The organism is Micromonospora sp. HNM0581, from assembly GCF_012726175.1.
Taxonomy (GTDB): Bacteria; Actinomycetota; Actinomycetes; order Mycobacteriales; family Micromonosporaceae; genus Micromonospora.
Genome location: NZ_JAASAD010000004.1, coordinates 174,953 through 194,294 on the forward strand (window position 1 = coordinate 174,953; position 19,342 = coordinate 194,294).

General features: G+C 69.1%; 18 protein-coding genes. 4 read left to right on the forward strand and 14 right to left on the reverse strand.

From position 1 onward, the window contains the following. Positions 1-50 precede the first annotated feature (50 nt). The 3 genes from HCA58_RS08105 to HCA58_RS08115 form a co-directional block, all read right to left on the reverse strand. On the reverse strand, positions 51-698 hold the full coding sequence (locus tag HCA58_RS08105) for an HAD family phosphatase (RefSeq protein ID WP_169597232.1): 648 nt from the start codon (positions 696-698) through the stop codon (positions 51-53). A 101-nt stretch (positions 699-799) separates the two neighbouring features. Next, the gene (locus HCA58_RS08110; protein WP_169597142.1) at positions 800-1,540 is read right to left on the reverse strand and encodes a neutral zinc metallopeptidase; all 741 of its coding nucleotides are present in this window, start codon (positions 1,538-1,540) and stop codon (positions 800-802) included. 228 nt (positions 1,541-1,768) lie between these two features. After that, positions 1,769-2,401 (reverse strand): HNH endonuclease family protein, encoded by a 633-nt coding sequence (locus HCA58_RS08115; RefSeq protein ID WP_169597143.1) that lies wholly within the window; start codon positions 2,399-2,401, stop codon positions 1,769-1,771. Between the two features lie 436 nt (positions 2,402-2,837). Between HCA58_RS08115 and HCA58_RS08120 the strand changes: the two genes are divergently transcribed. Continuing rightward, the gene (locus HCA58_RS08120; protein WP_169597144.1) at positions 2,838-2,987 is read left to right on the forward strand and encodes a hypothetical protein; all 150 of its coding nucleotides are present in this window, start codon (positions 2,838-2,840) and stop codon (positions 2,985-2,987) included. Here the strand turns inward: HCA58_RS08120 and HCA58_RS08125 are convergent. The 8 genes from HCA58_RS08125 to HCA58_RS08160 form a co-directional block, all read right to left on the reverse strand. Beyond that, positions 2,984-4,078: a hypothetical protein gene (locus tag HCA58_RS08125; RefSeq protein ID WP_346775908.1), complete on the reverse strand. Its 1,095-nt coding sequence runs from the start codon at positions 4,076-4,078 to the stop codon at positions 2,984-2,986. The genes HCA58_RS08120 and HCA58_RS08125 overlap by 4 nt on opposite strands. After that, entirely contained in the window at positions 4,075-5,160 is a 1,086-nt protein-coding gene (locus HCA58_RS08130; protein ID WP_169597145.1) for a hypothetical protein, read from the reverse strand. Before HCA58_RS08130 ends, HCA58_RS08125 begins: the two co-directional genes overlap by 4 nt. Next, positions 5,160-6,815, reverse strand: coding sequence for a hypothetical protein (locus tag HCA58_RS08135; protein WP_346775909.1), 1,656 nt, complete (start codon positions 6,813-6,815; stop codon positions 5,160-5,162). The genes HCA58_RS08130 and HCA58_RS08135 overlap by 1 nt, the downstream gene beginning before the upstream one ends. A gap of 300 nt (positions 6,816-7,115) precedes the next feature. Beyond that, complete coding sequence (locus HCA58_RS08140) at positions 7,116-7,499, reverse strand: MerR family transcriptional regulator (RefSeq protein ID WP_240955687.1); 384 nt, start codon at positions 7,497-7,499, stop codon at positions 7,116-7,118. A 62-nt stretch (positions 7,500-7,561) separates the two neighbouring features. Beyond that, the gene (locus HCA58_RS08145) at positions 7,562-9,061 is read right to left on the reverse strand and encodes a SulP family inorganic anion transporter (RefSeq protein ID WP_169597233.1); all 1,500 of its coding nucleotides are present in this window, start codon (positions 9,059-9,061) and stop codon (positions 7,562-7,564) included. 279 nt (positions 9,062-9,340) lie between these two features. Then, positions 9,341-11,719: an excinuclease ABC subunit UvrA gene (locus tag HCA58_RS08150; protein ID WP_205807953.1), complete on the reverse strand. Its 2,379-nt coding sequence runs from the start codon at positions 11,717-11,719 to the stop codon at positions 9,341-9,343. Next, complete coding sequence (locus tag HCA58_RS08155; protein WP_169597148.1) at positions 11,716-12,261, reverse strand: helix-turn-helix domain-containing protein; 546 nt, start codon at positions 12,259-12,261, stop codon at positions 11,716-11,718. Before HCA58_RS08155 ends, HCA58_RS08150 begins: the two co-directional genes overlap by 4 nt. A 129-nt stretch (positions 12,262-12,390) precedes the next feature. Continuing rightward, positions 12,391-12,579 (reverse strand): hypothetical protein, encoded by a 189-nt coding sequence (locus tag HCA58_RS08160; protein WP_240955690.1) that lies wholly within the window; start codon positions 12,577-12,579, stop codon positions 12,391-12,393. Between the two features lie 272 nt (positions 12,580-12,851). Between HCA58_RS08160 and HCA58_RS08165 the strand changes: the two genes are divergently transcribed. After that, on the forward strand, positions 12,852-14,318 hold the full coding sequence (locus HCA58_RS08165) for a hypothetical protein (RefSeq protein ID WP_169597149.1): 1,467 nt from the start codon (positions 12,852-12,854) through the stop codon (positions 14,316-14,318). Between the two features lie 28 nt (positions 14,319-14,346). On the opposite strand, the gene HCA58_RS08170 is transcribed toward HCA58_RS08165, so the two are convergent. Continuing rightward, a complete protein-coding gene (locus HCA58_RS08170) occupies positions 14,347-14,844 on the reverse strand; it encodes a VOC family protein (RefSeq protein ID WP_346775910.1) in 498 nt (165 codons plus the stop codon). A 338-nt stretch (positions 14,845-15,182) separates the two neighbouring features. Between HCA58_RS08170 and HCA58_RS08175 the strand changes: the two genes are divergently transcribed. Then, the gene (locus tag HCA58_RS08175) at positions 15,183-15,413 is read left to right on the forward strand and encodes a hypothetical protein (RefSeq protein ID WP_169597150.1); all 231 of its coding nucleotides are present in this window, start codon (positions 15,183-15,185) and stop codon (positions 15,411-15,413) included. Between the two features lie 65 nt (positions 15,414-15,478). Here HCA58_RS08175 and HCA58_RS08180 read toward each other — a convergent pair whose 3' ends face one another. Beyond that, entirely contained in the window at positions 15,479-16,924 is a 1,446-nt protein-coding gene (locus HCA58_RS08180) for a glucose-6-phosphate dehydrogenase (protein ID WP_169597151.1), read from the reverse strand. A 286-nt stretch (positions 16,925-17,210) separates the two neighbouring features. Here HCA58_RS08180 and pgi point away from each other — a divergent pair, with 286 nt between their 5' ends. Beyond that, positions 17,211-18,845, forward strand: coding sequence for a glucose-6-phosphate isomerase (gene pgi / locus HCA58_RS08185; protein WP_169597152.1), 1,635 nt, complete (start codon positions 17,211-17,213; stop codon positions 18,843-18,845). A gap of 63 nt (positions 18,846-18,908) precedes the next feature. Here the strand turns inward: pgi and HCA58_RS08190 are convergent, their stop codons facing one another. After that, positions 18,909-19,319 carry a nitroreductase family deazaflavin-dependent oxidoreductase gene (locus HCA58_RS08190; RefSeq protein WP_169597153.1) on the reverse strand — a complete coding sequence of 137 codons (411 nt, stop codon included), beginning with the start codon at positions 19,317-19,319 and terminating at the stop codon, positions 18,909-18,911. Between the last annotated feature and the right edge of the window lie 23 nt (positions 19,320-19,342).

A 19,342-nucleotide genomic window follows, 5' to 3' on the forward strand; every position in this document is an offset into this window, starting at 1 on the left:
GTTCCTGTAACGAAGGGTCAGGGAGGATGCCCTTCCTTGCCTGCACCGGCTCAGGCGGGGGCACGGCGCAGTAGTTCCGCCAGCAGTTCCAGGTCTGCCGACAGCAGGCTCTCCAACTGGTGGACGCCGTCGACGGGGGCCAGCGGCACCTCGGCGGGTACGGCCAGCACCGCCGCACCGGCGGCGACCGCACTTGCCACCCCGGTCGCCGAGTCCTCGATTGCCACACATCTGCCGATCGGCACTCCGAGCAGCCTGGCGGCGGTCAGGTAGGGCTCCGGATGCGGTTTCGTCGAGTCGACCTCGTCGCCGCAGACGACGACGTCGAAACTGGCGCGGCCGAGGGTGTCCAGGGCGATCTCGACCAGGGCCCGCCCGCTGGAGGTGACCAGGGCCGTCGGGACACCCGCCTGCCGGACCGCGCCGAGCAGTGCCAGTGCTCCGGGCCGCCACTGCAGACCGGTACGGAACAGTTCCAGGATCCGCGTGTTGATCCATTCCGCGCTGGTCTGCGGATCCCGGTGCGACTGCCCCAGGTCGTCGTGCAGGATCCGCATGGAATCGGCCATGCCCGTGCCGACGATCGCCCGTCGGGCAGCGGCGGACAGCGTGCCGCCGTACCGCTGTGCCAGTTCGGCCAGTGCCACGTCCCACAATCGCTCGCTGTCGACCAGGGTGCCGTCCATGTCGAAGAGCACGGCGGCTGGACGGGTACTGTTCACCGGATCCTCCTCGGGCTCGGGTGACCGGTGCATCCTGTCAGCCGACGATGGGTGAGCGGGCGGCACAGTGAGTTTCCTCAACCGAGGTCGCAGGCGGTCAGGGACCGTTCGTATCCGCGGAAGAACGCCTCGGCGCGCTGCTCGGGTGTGCCGTGGGAGCCCTCGGCGAACCACGGTTGACCCGGTTCGTCGCCGACGGCGAGCAGTCCGTCGTTGAACTCGTCGAGGTCGCCTTCTTCGAGGGTGAGCCGGCCGGACCGTACCGAGTCGCCGAGGAACGCCCCGGCCATGCAGTCGGCCTGCAGTTCCTGCTGGATGGTGAAGTTGTAGCGGATGCCGAGTCGGGTCTGGATGCCGTGTGCGTACTCGTGGCCGAGCAGGTAGAACACGAAAGCGTCACCGATCTGTCGGAATGCCCCGAAGGACCAGTTGATGTCGTACGCGATGTAGTCGCTGACAGTGCAGTACACGGCGTTGTTGCTGGGCACTTCCTGCCCGCCGCAGGAGATCTCACCGTCGCGCTGGTACGGAATGACCTGCCGGATCGGTCGGAAGGACCGTTCCGACGCGGCGAACTGGTCGGCCCAGTACGACTCGGCGAGGCGCTGCGCGTCGGCGACGTCCTGCCGGAACTCCTCCACCGTGTCGGTGCCGTCGGCCCGGGTCACCTCGGCTGTGGGCCTGGCCGGTTCCCGCTGCCCACCCGGTTCCGCAGGCCCTTCCACCGGCTCCACCATGCAGGCGGCGGCTGCCACCAGCGCCACCGCCAAGCCGGCGAGTCTGCCCCGGCGTCGCCCTCGCCCACCTGCCGCCACCATTCTCCTCCCGCCTCGACGTCACCGATGCTGTACCCCGACGGTACGACCGGCACGCCCATTTGCCGTCAGGTACGCCTCACCGTCCCGTCCGGTTCAGTTGCCCGTCTCGTGGGGCGCGAGTTGCGGTCGGAGCGTTCACTTTCGAGCCGTGCTGCGGCGATGGGCAACGGGGACGTGACGCTGTCGCCGTCACGCCCCCGTCTCCGGTGCCGCCGTGGCGGCACCTGCTCAGCAGGTGTTGAGCATGGCGTTCAGTGCCGACTTCTCCGCACTGTCCACGGTGAGGCTGTAGTACCACTTCACCTGGATCCAGGCCCGGGCGTAGGTGCAGTGGAACGACGCGAGCGGCGGCTTCCAGGCGGCCGGGTCCCGGTCACCTTTGGACGAGTTGACGGTGCCGGTGACCGCCCACAGCTCCGGCCCGCCCAGGTCGTTGGCGTAGGTTTGGCGCCGCGCGGTGGTCCAGGCCCAGGCGCCCGACCGCCAGGCCTCGGCGAGCGGCACCACGTGATCGATGGAGATCTCGGCGGGGTTGGTACGGGTCACTCCGTCGTACGGGCTGTACCAGGATCCGGACGTCGGATAGCAGCTGGAGTTCACCACCACGTTGTTGCCGTCACGCTTGAGCACCTGTTCCCGGGTGTTGCAGGATCCGGTGATGGTGACCCAGTGCGGGAACAGGTCGCGACTGTAGCTGGACTGGTGGGACTCGGCCATGACGGTGAGCGAGTTGAGCCGGCTGACCGCCGTGCTGTGGGAGGGGATGTTCGGCGGGGTGGCTTTGGCCGCCGATGGGACGAGTACGACCGACAGGACGACGGCGACGATCGAGACGATGGCGGCCTTGCGTGGGCGAGCCACGGGCGACTCCTGACTGTCGCCTGCGACGGCGGGTGGGGCGACCCGACTTGGGGACGCGGCAGGCGACACCAGGAATTCTGCCAAAGATAGCGATCAATAAATGTCGCCGCGTTGGGAGCCCTGTGAACGCCAGATGAAGACCGCGACGGGGCGCTACGGCGCGTGATCCGGTCGGTTCGGAGGAGGTCGGTCCGGTACGCCCACATCGCGATCTCCACCCGGTTTCTGACGCCGAGCTCGACCATCAGGCTGAACCCCTCCTCCTGCGGGGTGAGCGCCTCGACCGGCTGACACGGTGGCGCGGCCGGACCCACGTCGGCGAAGGCCCGGAGCATCCGGGTGGTGGTGTTCGGCGCGATGGGCGCGTCACCGGCAGCAGCGGCTGGCCTGGCTGGCCGCCATCGGGCCGCTCACCACGTCGGGCCGGACCGGGACGATGACCGCCGCCTGGCTGATCAACGTGGCGCTGGCCGAATGGATCATCCGTCGGCGCGGCGGTACCGCAGGATCGCGTGCAGTGGACCGGGGGCAGCGCCGACGTCCGATCGCTGTGCTGCCTGCCGGCGGCACCACCGGCTCCGGTTAGCCCGTGCGGTGTCCCGAGCCGGTGGCGGTGCCGCCGCGAGGTGCAGACGGTGATCCGGTGGATGCCTCACCGGTGGCCGCCGCCCGCAGGTCGACGCAGATCGCGTCCAGGAGCACACCGGCGGCCTGCTCGACCACGATCGGCGACCGTGGACGCAGCGGATCACCGGTCCGGGTTGTGGCGAGCGGCAGCGGTACGAGCGTGCAGTCCCGAACCACCACGTCCCGGTATTCGAGCACCCGGACCGAGTGGTCGATCTCGCTGCGCCCCCAGCCAGCGATACGGACGCCGTACAACGGGCCGTTCCAGGCCACGTGGGCATCCGTGATACGGATACGCGCGCCGACCGGGTTGTCGCCGCTGGAGTGGAACCGGTCGGTGTTGTCGCCCGGCAGCAGGCGAAATCCGATCTCCACCTCGGTCAGGTGGACCCGGTCCACCGACACGTCGTGTACCGAGCTGAGGTAGAACCCTTCGAACGCGTCGGAGACGCGCAGGTCGTGGATGTCGAGGTGGTGCGGGTGATAGGAGGGGCCGACGATCGAGTCGACGCCGTCGCCCACCGCACCCCAGTGCACGGCGATGCCGGTACATCCGCCGACGATCGCCACGTCGCTGATGGTGACGTCGCGCACCGCACCCATGACGGCGACACAGTTGGCGGCTCGGTCGGCACGGCGTTCGATCTGGACGCGCCGGATCTGAATGTCCTCGATCCATTCCGTCTCGGCCGGGTAGAGGTAGCTGCCCACGGTGACGGCGGTGCCCCGGTCGCCGCCATGCTCTCCCGGCGCGCACGGCGGCGGGAGGAAGCCGATGTCCTGGACCGTAACCTGTGAACCGAGGACGTGGACGATGGGTTCGCCGGCCGACGAGGACGACGTCAGCCACGTCGTCACCGGCCCGTCCCCGTGCGCCGCGCCGGTCAGCGTCCAGCCGGGACCAAGTGTCACTCCCCGATCCAGTGGGAAGGTTCCCGCCGGCAGTCGCAGGGTGCCCCCGGTCCGGGAGACCAGCAGTTGTTCGAGGGCGCGCCGGTTGGCCGCCGGATCATCGGTGAGCGTCAGGTCGTGGTGCTGCTCCTCGGTCACCGGTGGCGCTCCAGCTCGACGACCTGGCAGGCGGTCTCGGCGATCCGCCTTCGGACGACCGGGTTGTCCCGCTCGGCGAGCCCGACCAGCACCGGGCCGGGGGCGGTCCGCTCGATCACCACGTCGAGGGTGTCCTCGCCCTGCGGGGTCGCACTCACCCGGCATTCGGTGCCGCCGATCAGGTGTGCACCCCGCACCGTCAGCTGGTCCGGGTGCGGCGGCCGGGTGAACGGCGACGCCTCGAACAGCGCGTACCCCGCCCCGCGTTGCGCCACCCGGAACGCCCGCAACACGGTCTGGCCCTGCTGGCGGCGCAGCCACTTCTGGCTCGGCTGCCGCACCGCTGCCGGCGGTGCCGTGGCGGCCGAGATCCGCAACCTGCACCGTACGGTGGGTTCGGGGGCGTTGACGACGAAGAACCTCGACCGGGCTTGTCCCTGGCCACGACCGCGCGCTCCGACCAGACCGCCGGCGCTGACCAGCCCGGCCAGCTGTGCGGCGGCACCGGTGAAACGTTCGGTGTGGGCGTGTCCCTCCGCCTCGTCGATCGCGACGATCTCGATCTGGTTGATCCGGACACCTGTCGCTGCCGCTGGGCTGAGCGCGGTCGACGCCCAGGGCGGTACGGTGCCGTCGACGACCTCGACGATCAGGAGACCGTCCGCGCCCACCTCCTCGGCCCGCAGGTCGAACTCGACCCACGCGTGCGCCTCCACCATCCGCAACCGTCCCCGCTGGCGGCTGATCAGGGCGGCGGCACGGTCGGTGCCCTGGGCCCGGACCGTGACCAGCCGGGGCAGCTCACGCATGCCCCGGGTCGGTGCCGCCGCCCGCGACCACGCGGTCTGCGAGGCATCGTCGACGTGTAGGTCGATCCGGACGCGGACCGCACGGCCACCGGTGCGTACCTTGAGCACGACCGCACCGGACCCGCTCTGCACCCGACCCACGATCGCGACGCCCCGGGAGACCTGGTCGGCGATCAGCACCTCGGCGTCCCCACCCGAGGCGAACATCGCGGGAAGTTCGCGGGCCGGGACCGGCTCGTCGAACTCGGTGGCGAACCATGCGCCGATCGCCACTACCGGACACCTCCCGGCAGCTGGAGATCGGTTCGGGTCAGCACCGGCTCACGGCGGGTCCACATGCGCTCGACAGCCTCGAAGACCGGGTCCGCGTCGCTCTCGATGTGTCGGAACGAGGTCCGCACCGCACGCAGCAGGTAGTCTGCGGGCCAGACCTCCCAGTGCGGGACCTGCGGGGTGAACAGGTCCGTCGCGCTGCGGTAGAACCACAGCCACAGCCTGGCGCGTTCGACCTGCTCGGCTGAGATGATCTCCTCGCCGCTGAGCATGGCGCTGATCGCGGCGTCGAGCGCCTTCCAGTAGGTCTCGGGGTCGCCCACCACAGTGGACAGGCCGCATTCGCTCCACTCCGACCAGCCTGCCTGGATCACCGGGATGCCGTACGCCGGCAGTTCGTTGCTGACGCTGCCACGAACGGTGACACCCAGGTCGACGAGACTCCACAGGCCGTTCTTGCTCAGGTCCTTGCTGGGCTGGAACACCATGTGCCGGTGGCGGGCGTACCGCCGGGCCACGGAGTCGAAGAAGTCGGTGCTGTCGTATCGGAACTGGCTCGGATGATCCTGGAACAGCCACTGCACCTCGGTGGCGGTGCTGGCGAACTGTGCGGTCTCCTCGAACCAGTCGGCAAGCGTCGGGAAGGACTGGTGGTTGGTTCCCGGTGCGTCGGACACCGCGTGGTTGAACACCGCCACCACCGGACGTGCCGGGTCGAAGCCCAGGCGGGCAGCGAAGTGGGTACGCAGCCGCGCCCGCTCTTCGCTGTTGGTGATGTCGACGGAGGCGCTGGCTCCGCCCCGCCACCAGCTGGGCCGGCCGAGGTTGACCTTCGACCGCCAGGCGACGAGTTCGGCGTTGCGCCGCACCTCGGTGCGGCGCGACCACACCCGCTGTTCGAAGAAGGCGCCGATCTGGTGGGTGAGTTCACCACGGAACGTGTGCTCGCCGGTGTCGTTCTCGGGGAACAGCGCGTACGCCTTCAGGCAGCCGGTCTGTTGGGTGTGCACGACGGGTACCCCGGCCCGCCGGGCGGAGTCCACCGCGAGCCCCCAGTGGTCGTAGTCGACATGGCTGGTGACCAGCGCGACCACCGAACCGCTGCCGAGCAGGGCGTCGTAGGCCGATGAGATGGCCCGGGCCAGGGCCTGCCGCCGCCGGTAGCGGGGATCGGTGGCGGGGTTCTCCGGCGTCCGGGGCCGCTTGGTGACCCGGCAGTAGGTCGCGTCGACGAACTCGGCAAGCGTCTCCTCGCTCGTCGACGCACCCGGAGCCAACGGCCGTCCGAACAGCTCGACCGGCACCGAAGCCGGGTTGTCGGAGTTGGCTGGACCCTCGACGAGGCGGTACAGGTCGATGACCTGGCTGGCACCGTAGGCTGCCGCCATCCGCTCGACCAGTTTCACGTCGAACTCGGTCCACAGCGCCTCGTGCCACATCTGTTCCACGCCGGTCACCACGACCAGTTGGGCGGGAACGATGCGGCGGATCGCGTTGGCGACGGAGAGGTTACGCATCGCCACTCTGATGTCCTGGTGGAACACTTCGACGACGAGGTACTGCTGGGACGTCGTGGAGCTCAGGTTCTTGCGCCAGTAAACGTCAGCTGAGTCGAGGAATGCCTCGAACTCCTTTTTGTCAGCCCCGAGCCACACTCGAAGAACCGCCTTCCCCCGCATACCGCCTGAGCGCTGTGTCCGAATTTGTTTGGCGCACCGTGGAGCTGCCGGCCGGCGGGCCCGGCGCGACTCACGGAGACCGCAAGGTACCGGTGCCGAAAAGAGTTCAGATTGACGCCACATGGACAACAGGTGGCCGGGACGCCATCAGGAGTGAACGCGTTTCGGGTCGGCGCGCGGCACGCGGCGGGCGTCCCGGACGGCGACTGCGATGCCGGCCGGGCCCATGTGCCTGCGGGGACGCGCCGGCTGGCGACATCTGACCGATGATCGCCGTCAGCGCTGGTCAGCGTGCTCGTCGAACCGCTGCCGCAGGGTGTCGGCGAAGCCTTCGGCGGTGGCCAGTTGCTCGCGTAGCGCGACTACCCGGGTGGTGGCGAGGGTGTGGAACATGGCCAGCCGGTCGAGCAGTGCGGGGCGTTCGCCGCCGTCGGCGACGGGCAGCGCGTCGAGGATGCCGAGCAGGTCGCGCATCTCGTCGAGGGTGAACCCGAGCGGCTTCATGCGTCTGACCACCGCCAGTCGGTCCAGGTCGGGTTCGGTGTAGAGGCGGAAGCCACCGTCGGTACGCGCCGACGGAACGATCAGACCGACCTGTTCGTAGTGGCGGATGGTGCGGATGCTCAGGCCGACCCGCTCGGCGGCCTCGCCGATCTGCATGGGTCGGCCAGGTGTCGGGCCACTGGCGAAACGCGGCCCGGCATCACGGCCGGTGACGGGCATCAGTGACCCCCGCTGAGGGTGCCGGCGAGGCTGCCGTGGATGGCGGCACTGGGCTTGTTCAGTTCGATGATCTCGACGGTCTTGCCACGGTCGGCGTACTTCGTCGTGATGGCGTCGAGGGCAGCGACGGAGGAGGCGTCCCAGACGTGGGCGCGACTCATGTCGATGATCACCTTCTCGGGATCACCGGCGTAGTCGAACTGGTAGACCAGGTCGTTGCTGGAGGCGAAGAAGAGTTCGCCGTGCACCGAGTAGATCCGGGTCCCACCGTCGGGGTCGAGCACGCTGGTGACCTCGACGAGATGTGCGACCCGGCGGGCGAAGATCACCATGGCGGTGAGTACCCCGGCGACGACGCCGATGGCGAGGTTGTGGGTGGCCAGGGTGGTGGCGACGGTGGTGACCATGACGAGGGTCTCGCCCAACGGCATGCGCTTGAGCGTGGCAGGGGCGACCGAGTGCCAGTCGAAGGTGGAGACCGCAACGATGATCATGACGGCGACGAGGGCGGCCATCGGGATGGTGGCGACCACGTCGCCGAGCGCCACGACGAGGATGAGGAGGAAGACACCGGACAGGAACGTCGACAGTCGAGTGCGGGCGCCGGACGCCTTCACGTTGATCATCGTCTGGCCGATCATGGCACAGCCGCCCATACCGCCGAAGAATCCGGTGACGACGTTGGCCACTCCCTGGCCCCAGGACTCGCGGGTCTTGTTGGATCGGGTGTCGGTGATGTCGTCGACCAGCTTGGCGGTCATCAACGACTCCATCAGCCCGACCAGCGCGATACCGACAGCATAGGGGGTGATCAGCGCCAGGGTGTCCATGGTCCACGGGATCTGCGGCAGCCCGAGAGTGGGCAGGCTGTTCGGGAGTTCGCCCTGGTCGCCGACGGTCGGCACGGTCACCGCGGCGGCCACCGTGATGACGGTGAGAACGATGATCGCGACCAGCGGAGCGGGAACGACCCGGGTGAGTCGGGGCAGCCCGACCATGATCACCAAGGCGAGTGCGACGAGCGGGTAGACGAGCCACGGCACCCCGAGCAGGTACGGCACCTGCGCGGCGAAGATCAGGATGGCGAGGGCGTTGACGAAGCCGACCATCACGCTGCGGGGGATGAACCGCATCAGCTTCGCCACCCCGAGGGCGGCCAAGAGCACCTGGATCAACCCGCCCAGGATCACTGCCGCGACCAGGTAGTCGAGGCCATGTTCCTTGGCCAGAGGTGCGACGACCAGGGCGATCGCACCGGTCGCCGCGCTGATCATCGCCGGCCGGCCACCACAGATCGAGATGACGACGGCCATGGTGAAAGACGCGAACAGCCCGACCCGAGGGTCAACCCCAGCCAGGATCGAGAAGCTGATCGCCTCCGGGATCAACGCCAGGGCCACCACCAACCCGGCGAGGACCTCGGTCCGCAACACCTTCGGCGAGAGCCAGGACGGGCGGGACAGACGCGGCCGGGAGACCGCAGACAGCATCGAGGACATGAAGCCGTTTCCGCTCAGGGTGCGCACGCCTGGCGCACACACGATGCCGCTCCCCCCGGAGGGACCGACGTGATCTGTACGAACCAATACCGGTCGGACGTTTCCAGACCGTTTCCGGGCATCGTCGCCCAGGAGAACCGCTCGGGTAGGACCGCGAGGGGCCGCAGCCGCACCTCGACGACCGGCACCGAACCTACCCTCCGGAGAGGGTAGGTTTCACCCCACGGTGATGATCATCACCGTGGGGTGGGTCCAGTGCCACCCCTGTCCCGAACGAACTCAGCCGCCCACGTAGACGGCAAGGTGCTCGCCGGTGAGGGTGGACCGGGCCGCGACAAGGTCGGCGGGGGTGCCTTCGAAGACGACCCGGCCACCATCGTGCCCGGCCCCCGGACCCAGGTCGATGATCCAGTCGGCGTGGGCCATGACGGCCTGGTGGTGTTCGATGACGATGACCGACTTGCCGGAGTCGACGAGCCGGTCGAGCAGGCCGAGCAGGTGCTCGACGTCGGCCAGGTGCAACCCGGTGGTCGGCTCGTCGAGCACGTAGACCCCGCCCTGCTCAGCCATGTGGGTGGCCAGCTTCAGCCGCTGCCGCTCGCCGCCGGAGAGCGTGGTGAGCGGCTGGCCGAGGCTGAGATAGCCGAGGCCGACCTCGGCCAGCCGGGTAAGGATGCGGTGCGCGGCCGGCGTACGCGCCTCGCCGGAGCCGAAGAACCCCGCCGCCTCGCCGACCGACATCGCGAGCACCTCGGCGATGTTCCGGCCGCCGAAGTGGTATTCCAGGACGGACGCCTGGAACCGCCTGCCCTCGCACTCCTCGCACATCGTGGCGACGCCGGCCATCATCGCCAGGTCCGTGTAGACGACGCCCGCCCCGTTGCAGTTGGGACAGGCACCTTCGGAGTTGGCGCTGAACAGCGCAGGCTTGACCCCATTGGCCTTCGCGAACGCCTTACGGATCGGGTCGAGCAGCCCGGTGTACGTCGCCGGGTTGCTCCGCCGCGAGCCACGGATCGCGCCCTGGTCGATCGAAACCACTGCGGCCCCGGCCGGAATCGACCCGTGCACCAGCGAACTCTTACCCGAACCGGCGACGCCGGTCACCACGACGAGCACGCCGAGCGGGATGTCGACGTCGACGTCGCGCAGGTTGTGCCTCGACGCCTGGCGGATGGCCAGGTGGCCGGTGGGCGTGCGTACCGACTTCTTGAGCCCGGCCCGGTCGTCGAGGTGACGGCCGGTGAGCGTACCGCTGGCCCGCAGTCCCTCGACGGTGCCCTCGAAACACACGGTGCCGCCGGCCGTGCCGGCCCCGGGGCCGAGGTCGACGACGTGGTCGGCGATCACGATGGTCTCCGGCTTGTGCTCCACCACGAGCACCGTGTTGCCCTTGTCGCGTAGCCGTAGCAGCAGGCCGTTCATCTGCTGGATGTCGTGTGGGTGCAGCCCGATGGTGGGTTCGTCGAAGACGTAGGTGACGTCGGTCAGTGACGAGCCCAGGTGGCGGATCATCTTGGTGCGTTGCGCCTCGCCGCCGGAGAGCGTCCCGGAGGGGCGGTCCAGGCTGAGGTAGCCGAGCCCGATCTCGACGAAGGAGTCGAGGGTGTGCTGCAACGACGCCAGCAGCGGCGCCACCGAGGGCTCGTGCAGCCCATGCACCCACCGAGCGAGATCGCTGATCTGCATCGCGCAGGCGTCGGCGATGTTGACACCTTTGATCTTCGAGGAGCGGGCCGCCGCGCTCAGCCGGGTGCCGCCACAGTCGGGGCAGATCGTGAAGGTGACCGCCCGTTCCACGAAGGCGCGGACGTGCGGCTGCATCGCCTCGACGTCCTTGGACAGGAACGACTTCTGAATCTGCGGGATCAGACCCGAGTACGTCAGGTTGCTCCCATCGACCTTGATCTTGGTCGGCTCCTTGTGGAGCAGATCGTGCAGCTCCTTCTTCGTGTACTTGCGGATTGGTTTGTCCGGGTCGAAGAAGCCGCTACCCCGGTAGATCCGGCTGTACCACCCGTCCATGCTGTAACCGGGCACGGTGATCGCGCTCTCGTTGAGCGACTTGCTGTCGTCGTACAACGCGGTCAGGTCGATGTCCGTCACCCGCCCGGTGCCTTCGCAGCGCGGACACATGCCACCGGTGATGCTGAAGCTCCGCCGCTCCTTCGTCGTGGTGCCACCACGTTCGATGGTCACCGCGCCGGCACCATTGATCGAGGCGACGTTGAAGGAGTACGCCTGAGGCGACCCGATGTGCGGCTTGCCGAGCCGGCTGAACAGGATCCGCAGCATGGCGTTGGCGTCGGTGGCGGTGCCGACGGTGGACCGCGGGTTGGCGGCCATCCGCTCCTGGTCGACGATGATCGCCGTGGTCAGCCCGTCGAGGACGTCGACCTCCGGTCGGGCCAGGGTCGGCATGAAGCCCTGGATGAACGCGCTGTAGGTCTCGTTGATCAGCCGCTGCGACTCCGCCGCGATGGTGCTGAACACCAGCGAGCTCTTGCCCGAACCGGAGACCCCGGTGAACACCGTCAGCCGGCGCTTCGGCAACTCTACGGTGACGTCCTTGAGATTGTTCTCCCGGGCGCCCTGCACCCGGATGAAATCATGGCTGTCGGCGGTGTGCATCACGGTAGACCGGTCACCCCTACTCATCGCGCTTCCTGAATACATATCATGTTGCCGGCGGCGGCCCGGACAGCGCAGTCACGGACCCCGTACGGCTGATCGATCGGCTCCTGCACGATCTCGATGTCGCTTGCCTGCAACCGCTCGAAGACACCGTCGAGGTCGGGCGTGGCCAGCAGGATCGAGGCGTACGTGCCCTTGGCCATCATCTCGGAGATGGTCCGGCGTTCCTCCTCGGTCGGTGGCACGCCGACCAGCGCGGCGAACCGGATGCAGAAGGTACCCAGGGACGAGCAGCCGACCGCGGAACAGACCTCGGTGACCCTCAGGTCACCACGACGCAGCAGCGCCATGGCACGCTCGATCCGACGGGTCATCAGGTAGCCGTACGGAGAATCACCGTAGGCAAACCGGAACTGACGACTCAGGTGACCGGCTGACATGTTGACCCCACGGGCGAGCGCCTCCACATCCGGCGGCTGTGGATACTCCCGGTCGATGCGGTCGCGTACGCGGCGCAACCGAACCAGACCGCAGAGACGCCGAGCGGGTTTCGATCTTCCTGTCACCTCAGTGATCGTGCCACGACAGTACGACACCGGCGAGCTCGCCGGTCGACCGGCGCGTCGTCGAGGCAGTGGTGGCCAGGAGCCGCCAGGCCGTGGTCGACAGTGCAGCCGCCCCCCGGTCACAAAGTGTCAGCACGCTTCCGGATTCTCGTCCAGACCCGCCCGGCTGACCACCCCCGCGGCACTGCGAACCACGGCCCGATCGATCAACCGCCCGTCATCGTCGACGGCGACACCCGACCCGTCCCGTTCCGCCCGAGCTATCGCGTCGAGGACCCGCCGGGCGCTCGCCACCTCCTGCTCCGAGGGGCTGAACACGTCGTTGATGGTGCTCAACTGCCCCGGATGCACGGCACTACGGGCCCGTCGAGCGGGCTACGAGGAGATCTTCGACCTCTGATCGGCGGGCACGCGCCGGCCCGGCTACGAGGCACGCCCGCACCGTCGAGGCGTGGGGAAAACCCTGATTCCCTCTCCGCGGGCGCTGTCTAGGGTCGGAGCCATGGCCCCCCGCTGGCCAGTGCCGGTTGCCGCCGCAGCTGCCAGCAGCGGTGTCAGGTGCCGCCGACCCGATCCGACGAGGAGTCCCGGTGCGTAAGGTTGTTTCGGCTGTCCTCACCGTGGTCCTCGCGCTGGCCACGACAGGGTGCGGCAGCCGGTTCTCGGGCGATCCGGCCAGCGACGAAGACCCGTACAGTGAGTCCGCGTTGCGCTACGGGATGGCACCGGCGCCGCATCCCGACCTGACGTACCAGCCGGATGTGGTTCTCGTCGGCGGGGGCGGCCGCTCGGTCCGGTCGGTCACCGCCGACGGGTTGACCTGGCGGCTCGACGGTGACGCCCCCCGGGCCGCCGACCTTGCTCCGGGCAAGGTCATGTTCGTCACCGGACGTGGTGTCGGCCGGGTGCTCGATGTGCAGCGCGACGGTGGTGACCTGCTCGTCACGATCGGGCCGGTAACTGTCACCGACGTGATCCGTGACGGCACTCTGGAGCAGCGCGGCATCGTTATTGACAACCCGGTCGTCTACCAGGCTGGTGAGCCGATCTGGGCGATGTCCGAGGAGGAGGCCGACGCCCTGGGCGCCACGCCCACCGGCCGCGCCGGTCGGGCCGGGCCGGCGCGGCTAGCCCCGCCACCGCCCCGGCCGAACCAGCCGCCGCCGAGCCGGGGCGGTGGCGAGGTCAGGACGGTCGTCGCGAACTTCTCCACCGGTGTCAGCCTCAACGACGGCGCGGAGGTCAGCTTCCACTACCACCGCAACGGTACGAAACTGTCCGGGCGGGCCGCGCTGACCTTCGCCAAGCCGGAGGCGGACTTCCACCTGAACATCAGGGGTGGTTCGGTGACCCGGGCGGAGCTGTCGATCAGCGGCGGCTTCGGCATCCGCTACTCGTTCGAGGCCGGTCTCCGGGACGGGCAGAACATCCGGACGGTGCTTCCCATCCCGGTGGACTTCAGCATCCCGATGGGCACGGTGCTCGGCGTACCGCTGGCGTTGACCGTCAGCCAGACGGTGAAGGTGACCACCGCGTTCGGCGCGAAGGTGGGCACCATCAAGGGCAAGGGTGAGTTCTCCCTCGCCGGCTCGCTCGGCTACGGCTACGCCAACGGCACGTTCGGCCCGCAGGTCAGCAAGAACTTCAAGCGCAAGGAGAGCCTGATCAACTCGCTGAGCGGGGTGCCGGTCGGGGTGATGGGCCTGCTCATCGAGCATCAGGTCCGGTTCGACGTCGGGTTCAGCGCGTTCGTGCTCAAGGCCGGCCTGTTCTTCGAGGTGTCGACCGCCTACGCGACGACGATCGGGTCGGCGCTGGGCGCACCGCTGGCGGTCTGCCGGGGCGTGGGCATCGGCGTCCGAGCCTCGTACGGCGTGGGTTACACGATCCTGGCCCCGGTGGTGGACGTGATCAACAAGTTCCTCAGCCTGATCGACGTCAGGCCGATCGACCCGTCCGGCAAGCTGGGGCCGCCGCCGTACGTCATCCACAGCGACGAGGAGGTCATACCGCCCGGCACCAAACTCTGCGGCACCCCGAAGCCGGCCGCCGACTGAGCACGGTGCCGGCGGCCCGGCCGTCCGGTCACCGGCCCGCGTCGTCTCCAGTGGGTGGGGAACCGGCCGCGTCGGTGCCGAATCCGTCGAGCGCGGCACGCTCGTCGAGCGTACGCAGCTCCTGGAACACGGTGATGTGCAGACCGGCCGGCGCGTCGAGGCGGGCGTTGACCGACTGCCACGGCGTGGTGGTGGGTGGTGCGACCTGCTCGGCGCCGGCCGCGACCAGCCGGTCGGTGGTCGCGGCGGTGTCGTCCACCTCGAAGGCCACCCGGATGCGCGGGGCGACCTGACGCCCCACCTCCACGTCGTCGATCATGCGCTTCTGCGCCGGGTTGGCGATCTCCAGTGTGGCCCGTCCGGCGTCCAGGATCACCACCTGGGCTTCGTCCGCGCCGGAGAACGCGGCCTGCTCGGGCAGACCGAGCACGTCGCGATAGAAACGCACCGCCGCATCGTAGTCGTCGGCCTGCACCACGAGCCGCAACTGGCGGACCGTCGACGTGGACTTCTCGGATGAACTCACTGCTGCGACTCCCCTGCGACTGTCCGGTGGTGCCGGTGCCGGCACCACCGGCAATGGTGGTGCGGTCGGCCGCGGATCGCCACCTCGGGTGGCCGGGCGGAGTGCACCTTGAGCTTGGCGAAGACCCGGTTCACGTCCGACTCGACGGGCGCTCGGCGGCACGCCCGACGCCGGGCCGGACCACGGCCAGGGCTGGACCGTCACCGCGACGCTGCCGCGCGTCGCGACGAGGTGAGCCGCGGCACTTCCGGGCAGCTCGACCCCACACGCCCCGCAGCAGGTCGCGGTGTGCCGGCGACACGCGGTGGGTACCTACCGGACACCGAGAGGAGGACGACATGACGACCGACCCGAGGTACCTGCCGACTGCCCTGACCGGCCCCGAGGAACTGGTCGCCGACGGCCGCGATGCCGGCACCGAGTTGATCGGCGCGGACGACGCTGCGGCCGATGCCGCGCGAGCCGGTGCTGACATCGATCTGGCCACAGCCAGCCGCGACACCGATCCGACCCCTGTCGGCGCTGCCGATGCCGAGGCGGACCGGCAACGCGCCGCTGGCGACGACTGAGTCAAACCCGCCTGATCGTGGCCCCGGGGCGTACGCCCCGGGGCCACACTGGTCCGGGGTCGGGCTCAGGCCACCTCGGGCACCGAGACGACGAGCGAGTCGGCCGGCCCAGCGGAACCCGCCGCATACTCCTGCAGCGGCACCGCGCCGGCCTTCCAGGCGGTCAGCACCGGCTCCACGATGCGCCAGCACTCCTCGGCGACGTCGGCGTGTACCGACAGGGTCGGATCACCCTCGAAGGCGCCACGCAGCACCTCGCCGTACGGGGGAAGATCACCCGGACCGAAGTCCGCCGTCAGGTTCACCTGCTCCAACGCGAAGGGGTTCCCGGGACCGTTGATGTTGAGGTCCAGGCCGAGCCGATCCGGACCGAAACCGATCCGGAGCCGGTCGGGCTGTTCGTAGCCGGTCAGTCCGTCGGGCACCCGGGTCGGCTGCTTGAAGGTGATGACCGCCTCCTTGCGTACGGCGTCCACCGCCTTGCCGGAACGCAGCCGGAACGGCACTCCCGCCCAGCGCCAGGTGTCCACCGTGACCGCGAGTTCCGCGAGTGTCTCCGTACCCCGCACGGGGTCGACGCCGGGCTCGTCGGTGTAGTTCGGCAGCCGCCGCCCATCGATCTCGCCTGCTGTGTACCGGCCCCGTCGGCTGGCGGTCGACGGATCGTCGCGCCACAGTCGGGTGGCCCGCAGCACCTGCGCCTTGCGTCCCCGCACCTCCTCGGCCCGTAACGTCGGCGGTGGATCCATGGCGAGCAGGGCCAGCACCTGAAGCAGGTGGGACTGCACCATGTCCACGAGTGCGCCGGCACCGTCGTAGTAGCCCGCCCGCCCTTCGAGGCCGAGGGTCTCGTCGAAGACGATGTCCACGCAGGCCACGTGCGCGGAGTTGAGCACCGGCTCGAAGATCCGGTTGGCGAAGCGCAGGCCAAGGAGGTTGAGCACCGTCGACTTGCCGAGGAAGTGGTCGATCCGGTGAACCTGGTTCTCCGGCACGAGGGTCGCCAGCAGTTCGTTGAGTGAGCGGGCCGAGATCCGGTCGACACCGAAGGGCTTCTCCAGCATCAGCCGGGTGCCGGGGGGCACACCGATACGGGCCAGTGCGGCGGCCGAACGGGCCGTCACCAACGGCGGCAGCGCGAAAAAGATCACCAGCGGCCCGGTACAGCAGCCCAGCAGCGACCGCAGGTCCTCCTCGCGTGTCACGTCGGCTGCCACGTAGCGCGAGTCGCGGATCACCTCGGACTCCGTCGGGCCCACCGCGCCGACGGCCCCGAACGACTCGGCCACCCGGCGTCGCCAGCGCTCATCGTCCCAGCCGTCCATGCCGCTGCCGATCAGTCGCAGGCCAGGCACGGCTCCGGTGGCCACCAGCCGGCCGAGTCCGGGAAGCAGCAGCCTCCCAGTCAGGTCACCGCTGGCGCCGAGCACCAGCAGTGTCTGCCGTACGCCGGAGCCGGCGACGGGTGCTGCGGGGACAGTTGCGGGGGCGCTCCATGCCGGCGTCGTCATGCCACCACCATGCCCGGTCCCGGCGGCCGGCACGCACCGGACCCCGGGGACTCGCCGGGTGCTCGCGTACCGCGCCCGGATCCCTGCGGATCGTCACCCCGGCCGTGTCGCACGATCCACCCTGGTGCCACCGGAACTGGCCGATCATCCGGCTGTGTGACCCGCCACCGCGACAGTCCTGGTGTCGGGCCGGCGAGCCGATCTTCGTGTGGCAGTCTGGTCACACGGTCGGCCGGGACGAGGCCGACGACGTGCCCGACCCCCCTGCGAGGAGACGATCGAACCGATGGCTGCGGACGTCACCAGCACCGACGAGTGGCAGGCCCTACGCAGGCACGCCGACGAGATCCGCCTGACCCACCTGCGGGACCTGTTCGCCACCGATCACGATCGGGGCCGACGGTTGACCGTCGAGGTGGCCGACCTCTATGTCGACTACAGCAAGAACCTGGTCACCGACGAGACGGTGCGCCTGCTGACCGCCCTGGCCGAACGGGTCGGGCTGACCGACCGGATCACCGCCATGTTCGCCGGTGCCCACATCAACGGCACCGAGGACCGCGCGGTGCTGCACACCGCGCTGCGGCTGCCGGCCGACGCGACGCTCACCGTCGACGGGCAGGACGTGGCGGCTGACGTGCACGCGGTACGGAGGCGGATGGCCGAGTTCGCCGGCAAGGTGCGCTCAGGCGAGTGGCGTGGGCATACCGGTGAGCGGATCCGTACCGTGGTCAACATCGGCATCGGTGGCTCGGACCTGGGGCCGGTGATGGCGTACGAGGCGTTGAAGGCATACCGCGACGCTGGGCTGAGCTGCCGCTTCGTGTCGAACATCGACCCCACCGACATCCACGACACCACCAACGACCTGGACCCGGCCACCACCCTGTTCGTGGTGGTGTCGAAGACCTTCTCCACCCAGGAAACCCTGGCCAACGCCGAGCAGGCCCGACGCTGGCTGCTGGCCGGTCTCGACGCCGGCACCGACGCGGTGGCCCGTCACTTCGTCGCGGTCAGCACCAACGCCCAGCGGGTGGCGGACTTCGGCATCGACCCGGCCAACATGTTCGGCTTCTGGGACTGGGTGGGTGGCCGGTATTCACTGCCCTCGGCGGTGGGACTGTCGGTGATGCTGTCCGTCGGGCCGGCAGGTTTCGACGAGATGCTGGCCGGCTACCACGCCGTGGACGAGCACTTCCGTACCGCGCCGCTGACGGCCAACGCGCCGGTCCTGCTCGGCCTGCTCAACGTCTGGTACACCAACTTCCTGGGTGCGCAGACCCACGCGGTGCTGCCGTACTCACAGTACCTGCACCGGTTCCCCGCGTACCTGCAACAGCTGACCATGGAGAGCAACGGCAAGTCGGTACGCACCGACGGCCGTCAGGTGTCGTACGACACCGGGGAGATCTTCTGGGGCGAGCCCGGCACGAACGGCCAGCACGCCTTCTACCAGCTGCTGCACCAGGGCACCCGGCTGGTTCCGGCGGACTTCATCGCGTTCAGCGAGCCGAACCACGACATCGGCGACATGCACGACCTGTTCATGTCGAATTTCTTCGCCCAGACCGCGGCGTTGGCCTTCGGCCGGACCGCCGAACAGGTCGCGGCGGAAGGCACCGCCGCCAGCCTGGTGCCACACAAGGTGATGGCCGGCAACCATCCGACCACCTCGATCGTGGCCAACCGGCTCACCCCGGCCACACTCGGCCAACTGGTGGCCCTGTACGAGCACATCGTGCTCACCGAGGGCGTGATCTGGGGCATCAATCCGTTCGACCAGTGGGGTGTCGAGTTGGGCAAGGTGATGGCGAACCAACTAGCGCCGCTGCTCACCGGCGACCAGGCCGACCTGACCGGGCTGGACTCCTCCACCGCCGCCCTGATCTCCCGCTACCGCACCCAGCGTCAGCGGGGCTGACAGAAGGGTGGATCGGGAGGTTCTGGTCGGAGGACGCCAGGCCCGCATGACAGAACCTCCCGATCAGCACCCGGACGGTTCCAGTACGACGACCGGAATCAGACGGGTGGTCTGCCGCTCGTAGTCGGCGAAGCCCGGGTAGGCGGCCTTCTGCGCACTCCAGATCCGCTCCCGCTCGTCCCCGGTGGCCACCCGGGCGACCACGTCGACGGTGTCGGTACCGATCTCCGCCTGGATCCGAGGGTGGGCGAGCAGGTTGTGGTACCAGTCGGGATTGGTCGGCGCACCGGCCTTGGACGCGAACACGGCGTAGCCGCCGTCCACCTTCTGGTACATCATCGGATGTACGCGAGGCTGACCGCTTCTGGCCCCGACGGTGTGCAACAGCAGCAACGGTGCACCGGCGAACTGACCGCCCACCTGCCCGCCATTGGCGCGGAACTCAGCGATGATCTTGTCGTTCCAGTCGCTCATGTCTCCTCCTTGTCCGTCGCGTC

Excerpts from the sequence above, each read along its gene's own strand:
- HCA58_RS08110 (WP_169597142.1), bottom strand. The coding sequence starts at position 1,540 with ATGGTGGCGGCAGGTGGGCGAGGGCGACGCCGGGGCAGACTCGCCGGC.
- HCA58_RS08120 (WP_169597144.1), top strand. The coding sequence starts at position 2,838 with ATGACCGCCGCCTGGCTGATCAACGTGGCGCTGGCCGAATGGATCATC.
- HCA58_RS08140 (WP_240955687.1), bottom strand. The coding sequence starts at position 7,499 with ATGCAGATCGGCGAGGCCGCCGAGCGGGTCGGCCTGAGCATCCGCACC.
- HCA58_RS08145 (WP_169597233.1), bottom strand. The coding sequence starts at position 9,061 with ATGTCCTCGATGCTGTCTGCGGTCTCCCGGCCGCGTCTGTCCCGCCCG.
- HCA58_RS08150 (WP_205807953.1), bottom strand. The coding sequence starts at position 11,719 with ATGAGTAGGGGTGACCGGTCTACCGTGATGCACACCGCCGACAGCCAT.
- HCA58_RS08175 (WP_169597150.1), top strand. The coding sequence starts at position 15,183 with ATGACGACCGACCCGAGGTACCTGCCGACTGCCCTGACCGGCCCCGAG.
- HCA58_RS08180 (WP_169597151.1), bottom strand. The coding sequence starts at position 16,924 with ATGACGACGCCGGCATGGAGCGCCCCCGCAACTGTCCCCGCAGCACCC.
- pgi (WP_169597152.1), top strand. The coding sequence starts at position 17,211 with ATGGCTGCGGACGTCACCAGCACCGACGAGTGGCAGGCCCTACGCAGG.
- HCA58_RS08190 (WP_169597153.1), bottom strand. The coding sequence starts at position 19,319 with ATGAGCGACTGGAACGACAAGATCATCGCTGAGTTCCGCGCCAATGGC.